The organism is uncultured Gilliamella sp. (assembly GCA_945271295.1).
In the GTDB taxonomy this organism is placed as follows: Bacteria; Pseudomonadota; Gammaproteobacteria; order Enterobacterales; family Orbaceae; genus Gilliamella.
In genome coordinates this window covers 18496-38407 of sequence record CALYPG010000027.1, presented here as the reverse complement: position 1 = coordinate 38407, position 19912 = coordinate 18496, and the positions used below count along the sequence as shown (strand labels likewise).

Genomic DNA, 19912 nt, shown 5'->3' with positions numbered 1-19912 from the left:
TTTTTATTGTCACCATTATTTTAGTTAAGATTCGCACTTAGTATTTGAATTCAGCATTTCTGATTTAATAACTTTCCATATGAATTATGTTAAGCTGTCGCATTAAATGACAAATTATTGCATAATACACCGCGTACTAAATATAGAATTGAGGTAAGAATTTTTATGGAACTTCTTTGTCCAGCTGGTTCTTTGCCATCACTTAAAGTGGCAATTGATAATGGTGCTGATGCAGTTTATATTGGTCTAAAAGATGATACTAATGCTCGTCACTTTGCTGGTTTAAATTTTAATGAGAAGCGATTAATTGAAGCCTCTGATTATGTTCATAAACATGGTAAAAAATTACATATTGCCATCAATACCTTTGCACATCCTGAAAATTTTCAGCGCTGGCAATATGCAGTTGATACAGCCGCTAATATTGGTGCTGATGCGTTAATTATTGCCGATTTGGCGATGCTTGATTATGCAGCTGAAAATTACCCTTCTTTAGAGCGCCATGTTTCAGTTCAAGCTTCTTCAACTAATGAAGAATCAATTAAATTTTATCATAATAACTTTCAGGTACATCGCATTGTATTGCCTCGTGTACTTTCCATGCATCAAGTAAAACAGTTATCACAAGTCTCACCAGTACCACTGGAAGTGTTTGCCTTTGGTAGCCTTTGTATTATGGCTGAAGGCCGGTGTTATTTATCCTCCTATTTAACTGGTGAATCACCCAATACTGTTGGTGCTTGCTCACCAGCAAAATTTGTCCGTTGGGAAGAAACGGAAAAAGGATTAGAATCTCGCTTAAATAATGTATTAATTGATTGTCATAAAAAGGGGGAAAACGCTGGCTATCCAACTTTGTGTAAAGGCCGCTATTTTGTTGGTGATGAGCTTTATCACCCTATTGAAGAACCAACTAGCTTAAATACGATTGAATTATTACCTGAACTTTTTGCTGCTAATATTGCATCAGTAAAAATTGAAGGGCGTCAACGTAGCCCTGCTTATGTAGAACAAGTGACTAAAGTATGGCGACAAGCCATCGATCGCTATACAACCAATCCACAATCTTATCAAGCGGAGAAAAGTTGGATGGACACGTTAGGATCTGTTTCTGAAGGGACACAAACAACATTAGGTGCTTATCATCGTAAATGGCAATAACCTGATAATCATCAATACATTCAATAGTTAATAGATAAATATAATTTATTTAAGCTATTAACATTAATAAATAAAACATCATTTTTAATACTATCTAACATTAACATATATAGTGAGTAAAACGATGAAATATGCATTAGGACCAGTGCTTTATTACTGGCCTAAAACCGAAACTGAAGCTTTTTATCATGCAGCTAAAGACAGTGAGGCTGATATTATTTATATGGGCGAAACGGTTTGTACCAAGCGCCGTGAAATGAAAGTCCCTAATTGGCTTGATTTGGCAAAACAGATAGCGCTAACAGGTAAACAAGTGGTACTTTCAACACTGGCTTTACTTGAAGCACCTTCTGAACTTAACGATTTACGGCAATTAGTGAATAATGGTGACTTTTTAATTGAAGCTAATGATCTGGCTGCAATCAATATCGCTCATGATAATAAACTACCGTTTGTTGCAGGCCCAGCTATTAACTGTTATAACGCCTTAACCTTAAAATTATTACAAAAACAAGGTATGATACGGTGGTGTATGCCTGTTGAACTTTCGCGTGATTGGTTAGTTAACATACTAAATCAGTTTGCCAGCTTAAATATAGAACGCATGTTTGAAGTTGAAGTGTTTAGTTATGGCTATTTACCACTTGCTTATTCTGCCCGTTGCTTTACCGCGCGATCAGAAGATAGGCCAAAAGATAAGTGCGAAACTTGTTGTATTAAATACCCTATTGGCCGTGAAGTGTTCTCCCAAGAACAGCAAAAAGTATTTGTGTTAAACGGCATTCAGACACAAAGTGGTTATTGCTACAATCTAGGTAATAATCTTAAAGATATGAAAGGATTAGTGGATATTGTTAGGATATCACCGCTTGGGCGTGAAACACTCGATATCGTAAAACAATTTAAAACAAATGAAGATGGATTAAATCCCCTACACATTGAACACAAACGAGATTGTAATGGTTACTGGAATGGTATTGCCGGACTTGAACTTACGCAATAAATATTTTATACCTGAACAGTTTAGGGCTAATTTCCCTGCCCTAAATGGTAAAAGTGTTTATCTCGATTCAGCGGCTACTGCGTTAAAACCGCAAGCCATGATTGATGCAACACTGGAATATTATGCTCATAGTACTGCAACCGCTCAGCGCAGCTTGCATCAAGACGCTTTACAGGTCACGGCAAAAATTGATAAAGCACGGCAATATGTAGCGGATTTTATTCATGCCAATGAGAATAGTGAAATTATTTGGACACGTGGAGCAACCGAATCTATTAACTTAGTCGCGCAAAGTTATGCTCGCTCTATATTAAAACCTAATGATGAAATTATTGTAAGTGAACTTGAACATCATAGTAATTTATTACCTTGGTTAATTGTGGCACAGCAAACTGGTGCTAAAGTAATTAAATGGTCATCGGCTATTGACGAATTATCAGCGCTAATTTCTTCTCGTACCAAAATTGTGGCAATTACGCAAATGTCAAATGTTACCGGATTCTGTCCTGATTTAGCCACAATAAGTCGAATTACCCATCAATATCATGCAATTTTAGTGGTTGATGGTGCGCAAGGTATTGTCCATCATTCTTTAAATGTCAAACAACTTGATATTGATTTTTATGCTTTTTCGGCACATAAATTGTATGGACCAACTGGTCTTGGTGTTTTATATGGTAAAAAAGAGTTGCTCAACCAAATGAGTGTTTGGCAGGGAGGCGGTAAAATGTTAAAAACCACCACCTTTAATGATTTTCAACCTGAAGATCTGCCATACAAATTTGAAGCCGGCACCCCAAATATTGCTGGTATTGTAGGTTTTTATGCCACACTTGACTGGTTAAAAAATTGGGATTTAACTCAGGCTGAGCATTATACTGAACAATTAGCCTGTTATACACAATCACAATTAGCTAGACTCACCAATATTGAATTTTACAGTATTGATAACAGCCCGGTTATTGCCTTTAATTTAAATAATATTCATCATAACGATATTGCCATTTTGCTCAGTGAACAACATATTGCCATCCGAACTGGCGAACTTTGTGCCCAACCACTAATGCGCAAGCTTGGCTGTCATGGTGTGATTCGAATTTCAATTATGCCTTATAATAACCAACAAGATATTGATGATTTTATTAAAGCATTACAAAATGCCATTGAGATTTTAGAATGATTTTATACTGAAACGCATAGTTAACCTGAAACTTTTTCACAACTATTTAATCATAAATAAGGCAATTTTATGCTATCACAGCAAACATTATTGGAATTATTTTCACCATTACATAATTGGCAAGAACGATATCGACAATTAATTATATTATCGAAACAATTACCAACTTTTCCAGATAGGCAAAAAACAGATGAAAATCAAGTCAACGGTTGTGAAAATCGTGTTTGGCTTAGCTATCAAAAACAAGTTGATAATACTTTTATTTTTCAAGGTGATAGTGAAGGAAGAATTGTAAAAGGGTTACTGGCAATTTTAATCATTATTGCTAATAACAAAACTGCTAAGCAGATCCGTTCAATTAATTTTCAGGCTATATTAAGCCAACTTAAAATAACTAATGAGTTAAGTAAGTCGCGCATGCAAGGATTAACAAAACTAATTGAACGTATTCAATCCGTAAGTTAACCCAACTAACCAAAAGGGAAGAAAACCACATCTTCCCTAACCATTAAATGACTAATCAGTGTAAGTAAAGAGTGTAATTACCTTTCTTACCCCATTAACTTTACTTGCAATATCCGCTGCTAATTTACCTTCTAAAGGGGTAACAATACCAATTAAAAAGACTTCACTATTTTCAGTTACCACTTTAATATTACGTGCTTTAGATTGAGAATTTAAAATTAATTGAGATTTAACTTTGGTTGTAATCCAGGCGTCATTGGTGATAGCCCCACTACCGATTGGCTGACCTAAGCGAATTTGATTAAAGACCTTTTTTACTCCCTCAACTTTACGAGTAAGATCTACCGCTTTAGCACTTTGTTGACTGTTAGCTTGCCCAGTCAACAGCGCATTTCCATTATACGTGCTAGCTGAAATACGCGCTCCAACGAAGTCTGTTGAGTACTCTTTCAATTTTGCGTTGATCCGTGAATTAAGCGAGGTATCATCCACTTGAGCTCCCGTCGTACGCGGATCGGTGGCTACTTTAGCTGTAGCGCCTGCCCCTACACCAATCACTGCTGCAACACAGCCTTGTAACATAAATGCACTTGACATTAACATGACCACTAATGCAACTTTTTTCATTATAACTCCCTATTATCTGTTATTCAGTAATTACCCTATACTGAAGTTCATTTTATTATGCCTTGTAGATATTGATTTGCAAAATAATTTTATTATTTATAACTACAAAAAGTATAATAATTACTTATTGATCCTAAAGAATAAACTCAACTAAACGATAACAATTATTAAATTAAACAACAGTTTCTTTTTTTCTGAAAAATCTGGTATCTTTTGTTATAAATTATTAGAACTAAAATTATTGAGTTGCAAATATGGATCAAAATTATATTGATTGGTTATATGGCTTATCTGCACCAATGGTCGCCTTAAATAAAGAATATGGTGCAAGTTATACCACTCCGTTTTTTTTCCCCGATCGCGATTTTGTTGATATGAATGATGACTGGGGAATTGATTCACGTAATAGCCTATTGGAGATGGTATTTAAAATGGTCGATAATGGGCATGCTCCAGCATTATCTCGTTATTATTTTATGTATGCCCGTTTATTTGAACATGAGTGGATTGAATATTGCCGAACACTAACTGATTATCAAAAAGTATTGATTGAAATGGTAGAACAGACTTCCTCAGTATGTGGTACCGGCGGCATCCGTGCTTGGGATTATGCCCGCATGGGATACATTTTACGTAATGGTACCACCAATAAATATATTAGCGAACAAGAAGCGCTGTGGATTTTTTCACGTATTGGACTTCGTGCTCAATACTATTTTAAAACTTGGCACCACTATTTTGCTAGTTATTATATTGGATTCCACTATTGGAAATCACTAAATGATGATGATCAAAATTTAGATACGTTACGCTGTAAATTGAGCAGAACATTAAGAACACACACAATGGCTATATTGAGATCAGATGAAGAATCACCGTGTAATCGCTTACCTTGGTTAATAGATATTGAAGAATTGGAAAAACCTGAATCATTAATGGAGTATGATTGGTCATGATGGAAAAAAGTTGGCAGCTATTAGGAATTGAAGAAACTACTGATAAAGATGTTATTCGTCAGGCATATCGAGCAAAGCTCCCAGTATATCATCCTGAAACCGATCCTGATGGTTTCAAAGCCCTACGTGAAGCGTATGAATATGCTATGCATTATGCAGATTTTCCTGAATCAACAATTGACATATCTGTGGCAGAATTACAACCGGAAGAAAACACATCTTCTGAACTTTCGGAACAAGAGCTTCAAGCCAATGAGATCTGCCAAAATTATCAAGCATTATTAGACGATCCAGAGCGCCGTTACAATATTAATCAATGGCATCAATTTGTTGCCTCATTTTATGATTATCCTATGGAAGTTATTGATATTGCAAAATGGCAGTTACTAGAGATAAGCTATAATGCTTCTTACTTATCTCTCACTTGCGCAAAAGTATTAGCCGATAGTTTACGCTGGCGCCAACAACTGACAACCCAATCACCTGATAAAGTAGAGCAGTATGACAATTTTTTAAACCAAGTTAACAATGGTGATTATTTTGATTATGCATTATTACCAACCATAAATAAAACAATACAAAATGTAACTTTAGATTATTTTGATTTTGCTAGATGGATATTTTGGGAGCGACCACCTGAAGTTGGGGAAATGAATTATTATTTATCACAAGATACTGTCGTTTACTTACCTGATGATAAACAACTGATGCTACAATTTGCCAAATGGTTCAGTTTTGCTCTAACCCCTAATCAGGCAATTTTAGACTATGCATTATCGCGCCTAAACCAAACTGATCTTGAAGAAAACTTAATTATCGAATGGAAATATATTGTTGCAAATCAATATTCACTTTTGAATGATAAAGACAACAGCTTAAAGTATTGGTTAGAAATCTATAATTCCGGACATTACCAAGAAAAATCAGTCAGTTGGTTGATTCATTGGTGCGCAATAAATGCTAAAAATTATTTACCTTTATTAATTTTTGCCTTGAATCAGTCACATTGTTTGGCAATAGATATCGCGGAAGATCCATTATATACGGTTCCACGGTTAAGCCCAACCACAATTTCCCTGTTAATTAAATTGAAAAAAGAAGACTTTTCAACTGAAATTGCTGAGTTTATAACATGGGCTTTAATGGAAAATTGGGACTATCGGCAAATTTTATCATCTATATTAAATGATGACGGGTCCAATCGGTTAGCTAGGTTATATCGTCATGCCATTATGTTACGTCACGGCAATGAAATATTGTTACAAGAAATACTTGATGAACAAAGTGAGGACGCTTTTGAACAATTTATTTTACAAAATCTACAACGCCAAGCTAAACAAAATCTTATATGGTTATCTGAATTAAAACCAGTAAAAGAGTTTAAGGAGTGGTTATTTGACAATAATGAAACAGTACCAATTCCAGAAAAATTTAATCCTCAATCGCAAAATAATCAGTTAATTGTTGTTCGTTTGTTGTTAGATAGGTTTGATTATCTACCTTATACTGCCAAATTACGCTTATATAATAATTTTAATTACTCCCATATGGAAATGAATGATTGGTCTGTTTTCTTTACTATAAAAGAATTTTGTGATTTCCCTATGCCACCTAATGCTTCAATCAGAGCAAACAATAAAAATGCTTATTGGCAATGGTATCGTTATTGTATATTAGTAATTGCGCTGGCTAATGAACCGGTAGAAACCATAAAATACCTGCAAAAAGAACATAATATATTTTATATCCCAGACGATAGCCCAATTTTTTCAATTGTTCAAACAATCAAAAATAACCATTGCCAAGATATTACACAGCTATATAACGCAATTGAAAGTAATAATAAACTAATTAATTGTATATTAATCAATTATCCAGAATCTATCGAATCGGTTATCGATAAACCTAATAACTTTGATTTTGCTGATATTACCCAAAAAATCGAACAGTTATGGCAACCCAAATTAGCCAATAGCAATCCGATTTATTTAATGTTATTAAACCAGATTTTGTTAAGTAAATATGAACAAAAGCCAAAACTTCATGAGGCTCAACAAAAGATTGCTGGTAATTCCCAAGAGTTAAATAAAATAGCCAAAATTCTAGAAAAAGAGTGGAGATTCCCACTTACTTTTGATAAAGAGAAATACCAATATACCGAACAAGTCGAAATAATAAAAAATTTTGCTGAACGTTTATCTCGTTATTATGGTTTATGTAATGAAGAAGAACTACAAACTTTAATCGAATTTAAAGATGATGCCGATAATGATTTAATATTGCGGCTTTGTTGTGCATTACTTTTGAAACAAAATACTCAAAATCAAGAAAAAATAAACTCACTGGCAATCGCTAAAAACAGCCCTTGGCAATTTTGGCGTGTTAATGGCCGAACAGATATAAAAGGGTTCTTACTACAAATATCCTTTAGTTTAATTTCATGGATAATCATTGAACTGTTTGGACTTGAAAAGATGCTAGACACAATAACCTTTTCAATTATTTCCTATGACACAACGGCCTTTTCAATTATTTTCTATATTATAATTATTAATGCTTTTTTTGCGGTCAAACGACGTTTTAATGATATATATCGTGGTCAACCATACTTTGCTATATTATTTATAATTTTTTTGCCGATATTTTTAATACCTTGCTGGTTCTCGAGTTTCGAAAAAATCAATCGCAATGGACCGCCTATTGAAAGAAAAAAACCGGTAAGCTAACAAGCAATCCCCTTTCACTAATAATCATAAAGTGAAAGGGGGAACATAAATCTTTTTTCTTATGAATAATGATAGAAACTAATTATTAATTATTTATCAAGTTGTTGCAAAATTAACTCTATTTCATTACGCGCCGATTCAATTTCATCTGATTTTTGTTGATCTAAAACCACCAAAAAGTGCTCAATACATGATCCAATCGAAATTCGCTCATCACCCAACGATTGTGCCCAAGCTCGCTCAAGTCGCGCCAATAAAGTACGATTAGGCATTTGATCGCGCGGATGAATTTTTAATGATTTTAAGCGATTATGGCTTTCCATTTTTTGTGCATCGGTTAAGCCTATCGGACTATGATCTATTACTTTGCCATGTTGCATACCTGTTTCAAGTGAAACCACATCAACTTCAAGTAGACCATTTAGATCATAACTAAAGCGTACATCAATACCTTGAGCTTTTTCCATAGGTGTAAGTGGCACATCAAATTCATCGATTAAAACATTATTTTCAACGCGTAGACTTTCACCTTGATAAACTGACAGACGGATAAATTTTTGCTGTGGATATACAGTATAAAAGGTTTTCATTTTCGATGTTGGTACAATAGTATTTCGTTCAATAATTGGCGTAAATAAGCCACTTATATTATCCGAACAACTTTCTACCCCCAGAGTATATGGGCACACATCAGTTAAAATGACTTCTTCAACATCTTGGTTACGTAATCGACAAGCTGCTTGAATAGCTGCACCTTGAGCAACAATTGTGGTCGGGTTAATATGGCGATAAGGCAATTTACCAAATAACTTTGTTACCAATTCACGCACCACACCAAGTTGTGACGAGCCACCAACTAATACAATATGTTCAAGTTGGTTAGGCTTTAGCCGTGCATCACTTAATGCTTGTTCAACCGGAGCTCGCAGGCGATTAAGTAATGGTAACCAAAGTGATTTAGCCTCACTTTCACTTAACCCAAATTGCCATTGCTTATCTTGCCACAACCAAGTTAAGCTGTGTTGTTTTTCATCATTTAATTTACATTTTAGCTGCTCTGCTAAATCTAATAAGCGAGCATAGTCATCAACCGGTATTTCTTGTTGGTTTAATTTCCATTCTTTTAGACAAGCTTTAACGATATCATGAGTAAAATCTTCACCACCTAAATAGTTATCCCCTGCCGTAGCATGAACTTCAATAATAGGCATTGAATATTCCAGTACTGTAACATCAAAAGTGCCACCACCTAAGTCAAAAACTAAGGTATTACCTGATTGTTCTTCATGCAACCCATATGCCATGGCAGCTGCTGTTGGTTCATTAATTAAACGAACGGCATTTAAACCTGCAAGTTCAGCTGCAAATCGGGTTTGTTTACGTTGCTCATCATTAAAGTAAGCTGGAACCGAAATAACCACATCGCGAATTTCTTGCTTTAAAAAAGCTTCAGCATCGGCTTTTAACGATTTTAAAACTATTGCTGAAAGTTCGGTTGGATTAAACTTTTGATCTCCTAATTCATAAACTTTATTTGAACCTAAAAAACGTTTAAATGCTGCTGCGCTACGATTTGGGTGAGTAGTTAAGCGTGATAAAGCCGCATGACCAACTAAAATTGAACCATCTTCATCAAGACTAACTACGGATGGAGTAACCACCTCACCGATTGAATTAGGAATCAGTATCGGCTTACCATCTTGCCATACACAAATTAAACTATTGGTTGTACCAAGATCAATACCAATTGGCTGGAGCATAAATATTTTATTCCCTTAATAATATAAAATTTAATATTAATAGTATTATATAATTATTACAGTTTAAGGTGCAATTACATCAACATTTTCAGTTCTAAATGAATTATTATGTAAATAAAATGAATTTGCTTTTGAACATTTTATTTTGATTTCACTTACCAAAAAAGAACACTGATAATTATATAGAATTTACATAGTTAAATTCAGTGCTGTCAAATAGAGATTTTTTTAATGGATTTAATAACCTGGTAAACCTGATAAAAAAACAGATCCTCACTGCACTATTAGTATTTGGTAGACTTGGATGCTATTAGGTTGATATAGCTTTAGCTAGTATCTCCATTAAACTAATTTAATGGTTGTATCGTAGTAGATTATTTAGTAATTAAAACTTACTCGTATAAGCAATCATAAAATCTATTGCATTATGATCTATTTCAGACAATCCGGTTAATTGCTTTTTCTTCTCTTTTAATAGCTCTCTGCCTTTGAATATATAACTATTATCGTTATTTAATATGCCAAAGCCAATTAATGCAAAACCCACATCATGTGCCATCATATTTTTAGGCCAATTGTCATAAGATTGGCTACAGTCATGAATTAAATTGTTAATATCCGTATAGTTATCTATAAAATCTTTTTTAGTGGCAATAAAAGCTTCATTGTAAGAAAAAACAAATCTTTCTATGTCCTCGATGCAACCGACTTTTGCTGATGGATCTGTCGGCCAGTATCTAGGCCAGTAATTACAAACATGCGTACTGGTATTACAAATCCAACCATAATCGCCATCAGTATTATGTAAAATATCTTGTATTACTTTAGAAATGTTTTTATGAACAAGAATGATTCTCTCAAAAAAACGAAAGGGAGGGTTGTTGTCTAACAAGTAAAATATTATTTGATAAAAAACATCATCAGAAACTTGAACATCAATAACTTTTTCTCTAGATTTAGGTGAACTTTTTAATACGGCATTATTTTCCTTAAACACGTTTAATAATATATTCTCTATAACAATGTTGCTTAAATCTGCTTTTTTCATATGATTAATCCCTTAACGCTAAAGTAGTTTACCTGTTGTTGGATCAACGTTTCGTGCCATTGTTAATATTGGTCAGGTAATGTCTACTTTTTTACCACAATAAACTCATCCTATTTTATTATCACCAACAATACTATCAGCTTTCCTAAAATTCCCATACCTAGGGATATTTATACTTATCTCTTTATCAAATAGGAATGACAGTAAATTCTAATTTTTTATATTTCCTTCTATTTCAATAATTTGACTAACCAATCTGCCCGTTTTTAATCTGGTGCTAATTAATTCACCAACGTTAACTTGTTCACTACGGCGAATCACTGTTTGCGCTTGATTTGTGGTAACGCAATAGCCTCGCTCTAGTGTAGCAAGTGGGCTAACACTGTTAAGTTGTGATGTTTGTATGGCAAACTGATGTTTAGATTGAACTATTTTTTGGTTTATTAAATTAATCATTTGTTGCTGTTTTTGCTCAATTCGTTGAGTTAAACAAATAATACTATTTTGTGGGGAAACACGTACCAACCTTTTATCCAAATAGTTATGGTGATTTGCTTGTCTAAGAAGATATTGCTGAATATTTTCATATAGTGCATGGTGTATGCTTAATAATCGATTCAACTGTTTTGCTAACTTAGCTTGTGGATGCTGTATTTGTAATTGATGAAACCACTGACTAAGTGTTTCACGGCGTCGCATAATATAATAATCGATTGCCATCGACAAATGTTGTTCTTGGACTTGGATCCGCTTGATTTGTTCTAATTTATCACGACTAACTAACTCTGCCGCCGCCGAAGGTGTTGCAGCTCTAATATCAGCAACAAAATCAGCAATAGTAAAATCGATTTCATGACCAACAGCACTAACGATGGGTAATTGACTAGCAAAAATGGCACGCGCGACCACTTCCTCATTAAATGACCAAAGATCTTCAAGTGATCCACCACCACGGCCAACAATTAAAACATCACACTCTTGACGAACATTAGCAAGTTGAATCATCTTGGCTATTTGTGCCGCTGCTTGATTACCTTGTACTTGTGTTGGATAAATAATCAATTGCAAACTGGGATCGCGACGTTTTAATATTTGACAAATATCATGTAGTGCTGCACCGGTTGCAGAGGTAACAATGCCAACAGTACGGATATTATCTGGCAACGTTTTTTTATAAATAGTATCAAATAGACCTTCGTCATTGAGTTTTTGTTTTAACTGCTCAAACTTTTGTTGTAACAGTCCGGCACCGGCTGACTGCATATTATCAATCACTAATTGATATTCACCGCGCGCTTCATAAAGTGTCACTGTTGCCCGGACTAAAACTTGCTGACCGTTTTGTGGGGTAAAACCTATCCTAAAATTGCTATTACGGAACATAGCACAACGGACTTGCGCGGTATCATCTTTTAAGGTGAAATACCAATGCCCTGATGAAGGTCGAGAAAAGTTGGAAATTTCACCAACCAACCATATCTGACCAATAGCATCAGAAAGTAAATCTTTAACCATTTGGTTGAGATCTTTGACCGATAAAATCGTATTACCCTGCATGCTATTACCTTTTTAGCTGTATTCTAGTTTACGATAAATCAAATTGCGCCCAAATGGGTGCATGATCTGATGGTTTTTCCATTGCCCGGATATCATAATCAATTCCCGTTTGTTTACAATGGGTCATTAGTTTTTGACTAGCTAAAATCAAATCAATTCTAAGCCCTGTATAAGTATCAAATCCCTTAGAACGATAATCAAACCAAGAATATTCTCGATCGATTGGATGATGGTTGCGGTAGGTATCAATAAAACCGAGCGACATTAAGTTTGTCATCCACTCGCGCTCTTCTGGTAAAAATGAGCATTTACCCGTACGCAACCAACGTTTACGACTATCTTCTGAAATGCCAATATCTAAATCAGTTGGACTGATATTCATATCCCCCATAATTAAAGACAATTGGTTACTTAGTTGATTTTGTTGTAAATAGTTAATCAGATCTTGATAAAATTTACGCTTAGCTGGATATTTAATTTCATGGTGCAAACTTTCACCTTGCGGAAAATAACCATTGATGATGGTTAAATTACCTTGACTGGTTGGTAACTCCACCATAATCAATCGACATTGTGCATCATCCACATCAGTTGGAAAGCCACATTGTACCGACAATGGTTGTTGTTTAGTTAACAGTGCCACTCCATAATGCCCTTTTTGCCCATGATAATTTAAGTAATAACCAAATTGTTTTAGTTCTTCAACAGGAAACTGATCATCATGAACTTTGGTTTCTTGTAAACCAATCACATCAGGCTGATGTTTATTAATAATAGCGGCTAATTGATGGATGCGTACTCTGAGGCTATTAATATTAAAAGAGATAACTTTCATAATAAATTTATTGTCTTTGATTTAATGTTGCATTGCGCCATGCTACCAAAAATACGATATACTGTTAAGCTATTATAGAAAAAGCCCCTATTGTTATAAAAAGGAATAACCGAACATGTCTGAGGAATTATTAGCATTACGCGATGAAATTGATAAGATTGATAAAGCTATTTTGGCTCTTATTACCGAGCGATTAGCATTAGTTACTCAAGTTGGTGAGGTTAAAAGCAAACACGGTATTCCTATATACGATCCCAAACGTGAAACCGATATGTTAACTAAAAGACGACAAGAGGCTGAAAAAGCGGGAATTTCTCCTGCCTTAATTGAAGACATATTACGCCGGCTAATGCGTGAATCCTATATTAGCGAAAATGATAAAGGTTTCAAAAAAGTCTACACCGGTCAAGGTTCAATTGTGATTATTGGTGGTAATGGACAAATGGGAAAGCTGTTTTCTCGTTTATTTAAATTATCAGGGTATAATGTTAAAACGTTGGGTTCAAAAACTATGCATCAAGCTAACGAAATAATCGCTGATGCAGCAGCCGTCATTGTCACGGTTCCGATAAATAAAACGTGTGAAATTATTGAACAATTACCATCACTTCCCAAAGATTGTATTTTAACAGATTTAACTTCAATTAAAGTTAAACCCCTAAAAGCAATGTTAGACAAACATCCCGGTCCAGTAGTAGGTTTGCATCCTATGTTTGGTCCTGATGTCCCCAATTTAGCCAAACAAATTATAGTTTATTGCGAAGGGCGTGAACCTAACCAATACCAATGGCTGATTGAGCAAATGCGAATTTGGGGAGCAAATCTATGCTCCATCGACGCAAAACAACACGATAAATGTATGTCTTTTATTCAAGCTTTGCGGCATTTTACTTCTTTTGCCTACGGAGTTAATCTGCAACGTGAACATGCAGATTTAGAACAATTAATCGCCTTATCTTCACCCATTTATCGATTGGAACTAATGATGGTTGGTCGGCTTTTTGCTCAAGACCCAGAGCTTTACGCTGATATCATTATGGCATCAGATGATAATATTGAACTAATTAAACGTTATTATAAACGATTTGGTGAGATGGTTGATTTGCTTGAGCAACGTGACAAAGACAAGTTTATCAATAATTTTAACGAAGTAAGTGCTTGGTTTGGTAATTATGCACAACGGTTTATCAAAGAAAGCCAAGTTTTGTTAAAATTTGCGAATGATAATCGAGAATAAATTTATACTAAAATTTATACTAAAACGTATGCTTAATCTGAAACTTATTTACAAAAGACAGGATTTAAAGTTTACCAATTTAACAAATACATTTTAGTTTGAGGAAATTAGATGTCTAATCGAAAATATTTTGGTACTGATGGGATTCGAGGCAAAGTCGGGCAATACCCTATCACACCCGACTTTGCATTAAAGTTAGGTTGGGCAGCAGGTCGAGTACTAGCTAAAGATGGGGTTAAAAAAGTTTTAATCGGTAAAGATACCCGTATTTCGGGTTATATGCTGGAATCTGCACTTGAAGCAGGATTTGCATCAGCTGGGGTTGCTACTGCTTTTACCGGTCCCATGCCAACACCTGCTATTGCCTATTTGACTCGCACATTTCGTGCCGATGCTGGTGTAGTGATTTCTGCTTCTCACAATCCTTTTTATGATAATGGGATCAAGTTCTTTTCAACCGAAGGGAAAAAGCTTGATGATGCAATAGAACTAGAAATTGAAGCCCAACTTGAAAAAGAAATTGATTGTGTCGAATCTGAGCAACTTGGACGTGCCAGTAGAATTACCGATGCAGCAGGACGTTATATAGAATTTTGTAAAAGTACCTTTGATCATGATTTAAGTTTATCAGGACTAAAAATTGTGGTCGATTGTGCTAATGGTGCAACTTATCATATCGCACCAAAAGTATTACGCGAACTCGGCGCTCATGTTATAAAGATTGGCTGTGAACCTGATGGCGTTAATATTAACGAAAACTGTGGCGCAACGAATGTTAAAACATTAGCCAAACGCGTTATTGATGAAAAAGCCGATTTAGGTTTTGCATTAGATGGCGATGGCGATCGTATAATTATGGTTGATGATCAAGGTCGAAAAATTGATGGTGACTTAATTATTTATATTATCGCCCGAGAAGCATTGAGAAATGGCCAACTCAAAGGTGGAATTGTTGGCACATTGATGAGTAATATGGGACTGGAAATAGCACTGAAAAATCTAGGTATTCCATTTATCCGCGCTAAAGTTGGGGATCGTTATGTGCTTGAAAAACTCCTTGAGAAAAATTGGCGACTAGGCGCAGAAAATTCAGGGCATGTTCTATTATTAGATAAAACCACAACAGGCGATGGTATTATTGCCGGTTTACAAGTATTAAGTGCGATGATACGTAATGATATGTCTTTAGCTGACTTATGTATCGGTATGACAATGTTACCTCAAGTGCTCATTAATGTCCGTTTTTCTGGTGAACATGATCCATTAAATAACCCGAAAGTAAAAGCCGCTATTGAACAAGTAGAATCACAACTAGCCGGTAATGGTCGTGTATTAATTCGTAAATCTGGCACTGAACCGGTTATTCGTGTAATGGTAGAAGGAAGCAATGAAGTAGAGGTTCGAAAATTAGCAGAATTTATAGCCGATACAATTAAAGCTTAAAAATAGAGTTATTTATTATCATTATTTAACCCATTGATAGTGTGAGAATTTTATTAAAGTTATCGGCGGTTTGTTATTTCTTTACAAAAAATTAATAAAAAATATTTAAATTCTTTATTTCGTTAATCAAAGGTTGACTTAATATAGGTAATTAGGTTTAAAATAACACTCCAATTTTTTTAGTGATTGCTTATATCTTTCGGGATTAAAAGTAAGCAATATTTTTTTGTTTTTAGGATTAGGTAAGAGGGTTATATGACGGTTTCCTCTCCAGCTTCGCCGCAAGCTTATATCAAGCACCATCTTGAAAATTTGCAAGTTGGCTCAGGATTTTGGACGTTAAATCTTGACTCATTGTTTTTTTCAGTATTGCTCGGTATTCTTTTTTTATGGATTTTCTACCGTGTAGCTCAAAAAGCAACTAGTGGCGTACCAAGTAAATTACAATGCGCCGTTGAGATGATTTTTGAGTTTGTCAATAATACCGTGAAAGATATGTTTACTGGTCAAAATAAGCTAATAGCACCATTAGCGTTAACGGTGTTTATTTGGGTTTTTTTGATGAATTTATTGGACCTCATTCCTGTTGATTTTCTACCTTATGCGGCACAATATATCGGTCTTTCACATTTAAGAGTTGTCCCTACCGCTGATGTCAGTATTACCATGTCGATGTCTTTAGGTGTTTTTGTTTTAATTATCATTTATTCAATTAAATATAAAGGCATCACTGGATTTATTAAAGAATACACGCTTCACCCATTTAATCACTGGGCATTTGCACCAATAAATTTGGTACTGGAACTGGTCAGCCTTTTAGCCAAACCAGTTTCTTTAGGTCTCCGACTTTTTGGAAATATGTATGCGGGTGAACTTATCTTTATTCTGATTGCGGCACTATTACCTTGGTGGTCACAGTGGGTATTATCATTACCATGGGCTATTTTCCATATTTTAATAATTACATTACAAGCTTTTATTTTTATGGTGTTGACGATTGTCTATCTAGCGATGGCATCAACAACGGAAGATCATTAATTTTAACATTTTTTTGATAATAAACTGGAGTATATAATGGATAGTATGTTATTTGTAGCCGCAGGCATAATGATGGGATTAGCTGCAATTGGTGGTGCAGTTGGCATCGGCTTATTAGGTGGTAAATTCTTAGAAGGTGCTGCGCGTCAACCTGAATTAATGCCGATGTTACGAACTCAATTTTTCATCGTGATGGGCTTAGTTGATGCGATCCCAATGATCTGTGTGGGTATTGCACTATATGTCATTTTTGCTGTCGCAGGCTAATAATAATTAAAGAGGAATTGTCTCATGAATATGAACGCAACTCTCCTCGGCCAAGCAATTACATTTGTATTGTTTGTTTGGTTCTGTATGAAGTTTGTTTGGCCTCCAGTTATCCGAGCGATTGAAAAACGCCAAAAAGAGATAGCCGATGGACTTGCTTCTGCAGAAACAGCAAAAAAAGATTTGGAATTAGCCAAAGCAAATACATCTGACATAATGCAACAGGCTAAGGTTGAGGCTAATGCAATTATTGAGCAAGCAAATAAACGCAAAACAATTATTCTAGAAGAAGCAAAGCAAGAAGCTTCTCGTGAAAAAGAACGAATTGTTGCTCAAGGTCTTGCCGAAGTAGAAGCCGAACGTAAGCGTGCTCGTGAAGAGCTTAAACAACAAGTCGCTACGCTCGCTATTGCCGGTGCAGAAAAAATTATTGAACGTTCTGTTAATGAAGCCGCTAATAGCGACATCATTGATAAACTAGTAGCTGAATTATAAGGAGAATAGAGCAATGGCGGACTTAATTACAATTGCTCGTCCTTATGCTAAAGCCGCTTTCGACTTCGCGGTGGAAAAAAATAGTATTGAGTCATGGCATAAAATGTTAGTGCTAACATCTGAAGTAAGTAAAGACGAACAGATAAGAAGCATATTAACATCTGACATGAAAACCGATTTGGTTGCGAATCTACTTATTAATATATGTAAAGATGTATTAAATGAGTTTAGCACCAATTTTATTAAGATTATGGCTGAAAATAAGCGTTTATCACTTCTGCCTGAAGTGTTAACTCTGTTTGAACAATTATGTTTAGATAGAGAAGCCCAAGCAGATGTAGATGTTATTTCTGCACAAGCCCTATCTAATGAACAACTTGATAAGATTTCTGTCGCTGTCGAAAAACGTTTATCACGAAAAGTAAAACTAAAATGTCATATAGATAAATCGCTCATTTCTGGTTTTATTATTCGTACGGGCGATATGGTTATTGATAGTAGTATCAGAGGGCGTCTAAATCGTTTAAATGACGCTCTACAGTCTTAAGGGGACTGATAATGCATCTAAATTCAACTGAAATAAGTGAACTAATTAAAGAGCGGATAGCTCAGTTCAATATTGTGAGTGATGCTCACAATGAAGGAACTATCATATCTGTTAGTGATGGTATTCTTCGTATCCACGGATTAACTGATGTAATGCAAGGTGAAATGATTGCATTACCTGGTAACCGTTATGCTATGGCATTAAACCTAGAAAGAGACTCAGTCGGTGCCGTAGTTATGGGGCCGTTCGAAGATTTATCTGAAGGTATGAAAGTACAATGTACTGGTCGTATTTTACAAGTTCCGGTAGGTAACGGTTTATTAGGGCGAGTTATTAATACACTTGGTGAACCAATTGACGGTAAAGGTTCAATTCAACATGATGGATTCTCACCTGTTGAAGTAGTAGCACCTGGGGTTATCGATCGTCAATCTGTTGATCAAGCATTACAAACCGGTTATAAAGCCGTAGACTCCATGATTCCAATCGGTCGTGGTCAACGAGAGCTCATCATTGGTGACCGCCAAACCGGTAAAACAGCATTGGCTATTGACGCAATCATCAACCAACGTGATTCTGGAGTAAAATGTATTTATGTAGCAATTGGTCAAAAACAATCAACTATTGCTAACGTAGTGCGCAAACTAGAAGAACATGGGGCACTTAAAAATACTATTGTTGTAGTTGCATCAGCATCTGAATCAGCTGCATTACAATATTTAGCACCATATGCAGGTTGTGCAATGGGAGAATACTTCCGTGATCGTGGTGAAGATGCGTTAATTGTATATGACGATTTATCTAAACAAGCCGTTGCTTATCGACAAATTTCCTTATTACTTCGTCGCCCACCTGGACGTGAAGCATATCCGGGTGATGTATTTTATCTTCATTCTCGTTTATTAGAACGTGCTGCGCGCGTAAATGAAGCTTATGTTGAAGAATTTACTAAAGGTGAAGTCAAAGGTAAAACAGGTTCATTAACGGCATTGCCAATTATCGAAACCCAAGCAGGTGACGTTTCGGCGTTCGTACCTACTAACGTAATTTCGATTACTGATGGGCAAATCTTCTTGGAAACCAGCCTATTTAACTCAGGCATTCGCCCAGCGGTTAACCCGGGTATATCTGTATCACGTGTAGGTGGCGCGGCGCAAACTAAAATAATGAAAAAATTATCAGGTGGTATTCGTACTGCACTTGCACAGTATCGTGAATTAGCGGCATTCTCACAGTTTGCATCTGATTTAGATGAAGCAACACGCAATCAATTGAGTCATGGTGAGAAAGTAACAGAATTATTGAAACAAAAGCAATATTCGCCAATGACAGTTGCTGAACAATCAATTGTACTTTATGCAGCTGAACGGGGTTATCTTGAAGATGTCGAATTAGCTAAAGTGTTATCATTTGAAACTGCACTCCTTGCTTATGCCCATAGTCAATATCCTGATCTTGTCAGATTAATCGACAAAACAGGTAATTACAATGATGAGATTGAAATTAAGTTAAAAGCAGTGCTTGAAAACTTTAAATCAACTCAAACTTGGTAAGGGTGAGGTAAAAA

The 19912-nt window shown here is 35.4% G+C and carries 18 protein-coding genes; 13 read left to right on the top strand and 5 right to left on the bottom strand.

All coding sequences use genetic code 11. From position 1 onward, the window contains the following. Positions 1–165: 165 nt before the first annotated feature. The 4 genes from Q0K76_RS11335 (at position 166) to csdE (ending at position 3809) form a co-directional block, all read left to right on the top strand. The gene (locus Q0K76_RS11335; RefSeq protein ID WP_294615759.1) at positions 166–1161 is read left to right on the top strand and encodes a peptidase U32 family protein; all 996 of its coding nucleotides are present in this window, start codon (positions 166–168) and stop codon (positions 1159–1161) included. Positions 1162–1285: 124 nt separating this feature from the next. Beyond that, positions 1286–2164, top strand: coding sequence for a U32 family peptidase (locus Q0K76_RS11330; protein WP_294615756.1), 879 nt, complete (start codon positions 1286–1288; stop codon positions 2162–2164). Beyond that, positions 2133–3344, top strand: coding sequence for a cysteine desulfurase CsdA (csdA, locus tag Q0K76_RS11325; protein ID WP_363322484.1), 1212 nt, complete (start codon positions 2133–2135; stop codon positions 3342–3344). Before Q0K76_RS11330 ends, csdA begins: the two co-directional genes overlap by 32 nt. 69 nt (positions 3345–3413) lie before the next feature. Further along, positions 3414–3809, top strand: a complete 396-nt coding sequence (gene csdE / locus Q0K76_RS11320) for a cysteine desulfurase sulfur acceptor subunit CsdE (protein WP_294615753.1) — start codon at positions 3414–3416, stop codon at positions 3807–3809. 51 nt (positions 3810–3860) lie between these two features. Here csdE and dolP read toward each other — a convergent pair whose 3' ends face one another. Continuing rightward, positions 3861–4436, bottom strand: coding sequence for a division/outer membrane stress-associated lipid-binding lipoprotein (dolP, locus tag Q0K76_RS11315; RefSeq protein ID WP_294615751.1), 576 nt, complete (start codon positions 4434–4436; stop codon positions 3861–3863). A 254-nt stretch (positions 4437–4690) separates the two neighbouring features. Between dolP and Q0K76_RS11310 the strand changes: the two genes are divergently transcribed. Further along, positions 4691–5392: a DUF1266 domain-containing protein gene (locus Q0K76_RS11310; RefSeq protein WP_294615749.1), complete on the top strand. Its 702-nt coding sequence runs from the start codon at positions 4691–4693 to the stop codon at positions 5390–5392. Beyond that, positions 5389–8118: a J domain-containing protein gene (locus tag Q0K76_RS11305; RefSeq protein WP_294615747.1), complete on the top strand. Its 2730-nt coding sequence runs from the start codon at positions 5389–5391 to the stop codon at positions 8116–8118. The genes Q0K76_RS11310 and Q0K76_RS11305 overlap by 4 nt, the downstream gene beginning before the upstream one ends. An 89-nt stretch (positions 8119–8207) precedes the next feature. On the opposite strand, the gene Q0K76_RS11300 is transcribed toward Q0K76_RS11305, so the two are convergent. The 4 genes from Q0K76_RS11300 to xthA all read right to left on the bottom strand — a co-directional run bounded on the left by Q0K76_RS11300 (position 8208) and on the right by xthA (position 13318). After that, positions 8208–9878, bottom strand: coding sequence for a molecular chaperone HscC (locus tag Q0K76_RS11300; RefSeq protein WP_294615745.1), 1671 nt, complete (start codon positions 9876–9878; stop codon positions 8208–8210). 385 nt (positions 9879–10263) lie between these two features. Further along, positions 10264–10926 carry a hypothetical protein gene (locus Q0K76_RS11295; protein WP_294615743.1) on the bottom strand — a complete coding sequence of 221 codons (663 nt, stop codon included), beginning with the start codon at positions 10924–10926 and terminating at the stop codon, positions 10264–10266. 210 nt (positions 10927–11136) lie between these two features. After that, positions 11137–12483, bottom strand: coding sequence for an exodeoxyribonuclease VII large subunit (gene xseA / locus Q0K76_RS11290; protein WP_294615741.1), 1347 nt, complete (start codon positions 12481–12483; stop codon positions 11137–11139). 28 nt (positions 12484–12511) lie between these two features. Continuing rightward, a complete protein-coding gene (gene xthA / locus Q0K76_RS11285; protein ID WP_294615739.1) occupies positions 12512–13318 on the bottom strand; it encodes an exodeoxyribonuclease III in 807 nt (268 codons plus the stop codon). 115 nt (positions 13319–13433) lie between these two features. Between xthA and tyrA the strand changes: the two genes are divergently transcribed. The 7 genes from tyrA to atpA all read left to right on the top strand — a co-directional run bounded on the left by tyrA (position 13434) and on the right by atpA (position 19898). Then, positions 13434–14555 (top strand): bifunctional chorismate mutase/prephenate dehydrogenase, encoded by a 1122-nt coding sequence (gene tyrA, locus Q0K76_RS11280; protein ID WP_294615737.1) that lies wholly within the window; start codon positions 13434–13436, stop codon positions 14553–14555. A gap of 111 nt (positions 14556–14666) precedes the next feature. Next, positions 14667–15998, top strand: coding sequence for a phosphoglucosamine mutase (gene glmM, locus Q0K76_RS11275; RefSeq protein WP_294615735.1), 1332 nt, complete (start codon positions 14667–14669; stop codon positions 15996–15998). Positions 15999–16253: 255 nt separating this feature from the next. Continuing rightward, complete coding sequence (gene atpB / locus Q0K76_RS11270; protein ID WP_294615733.1) at positions 16254–17036, top strand: F0F1 ATP synthase subunit A; 783 nt, start codon at positions 16254–16256, stop codon at positions 17034–17036. Positions 17037–17072: 36 nt separating this feature from the next. Further along, positions 17073–17303, top strand: coding sequence for a F0F1 ATP synthase subunit C (gene atpE / locus Q0K76_RS11265; protein WP_034901511.1), 231 nt, complete (start codon positions 17073–17075; stop codon positions 17301–17303). A gap of 24 nt (positions 17304–17327) precedes the next feature. Then, on the top strand, positions 17328–17798 hold the full coding sequence (gene atpF, locus Q0K76_RS11260; protein ID WP_294615729.1) for a F0F1 ATP synthase subunit B: 471 nt from the start codon (positions 17328–17330) through the stop codon (positions 17796–17798). Between the two features lie 13 nt (positions 17799–17811). Beyond that, positions 17812–18345, top strand: coding sequence for a F0F1 ATP synthase subunit delta (gene atpH, locus Q0K76_RS11255; protein ID WP_294615727.1), 534 nt, complete (start codon positions 17812–17814; stop codon positions 18343–18345). A gap of 11 nt (positions 18346–18356) precedes the next feature. Further along, positions 18357–19898 (top strand): F0F1 ATP synthase subunit alpha, encoded by a 1542-nt coding sequence (gene atpA, locus Q0K76_RS11250; RefSeq protein WP_363322483.1) that lies wholly within the window; start codon positions 18357–18359, stop codon positions 19896–19898. The last annotated feature ends 14 nt before the right edge of the window (positions 19899–19912 follow it).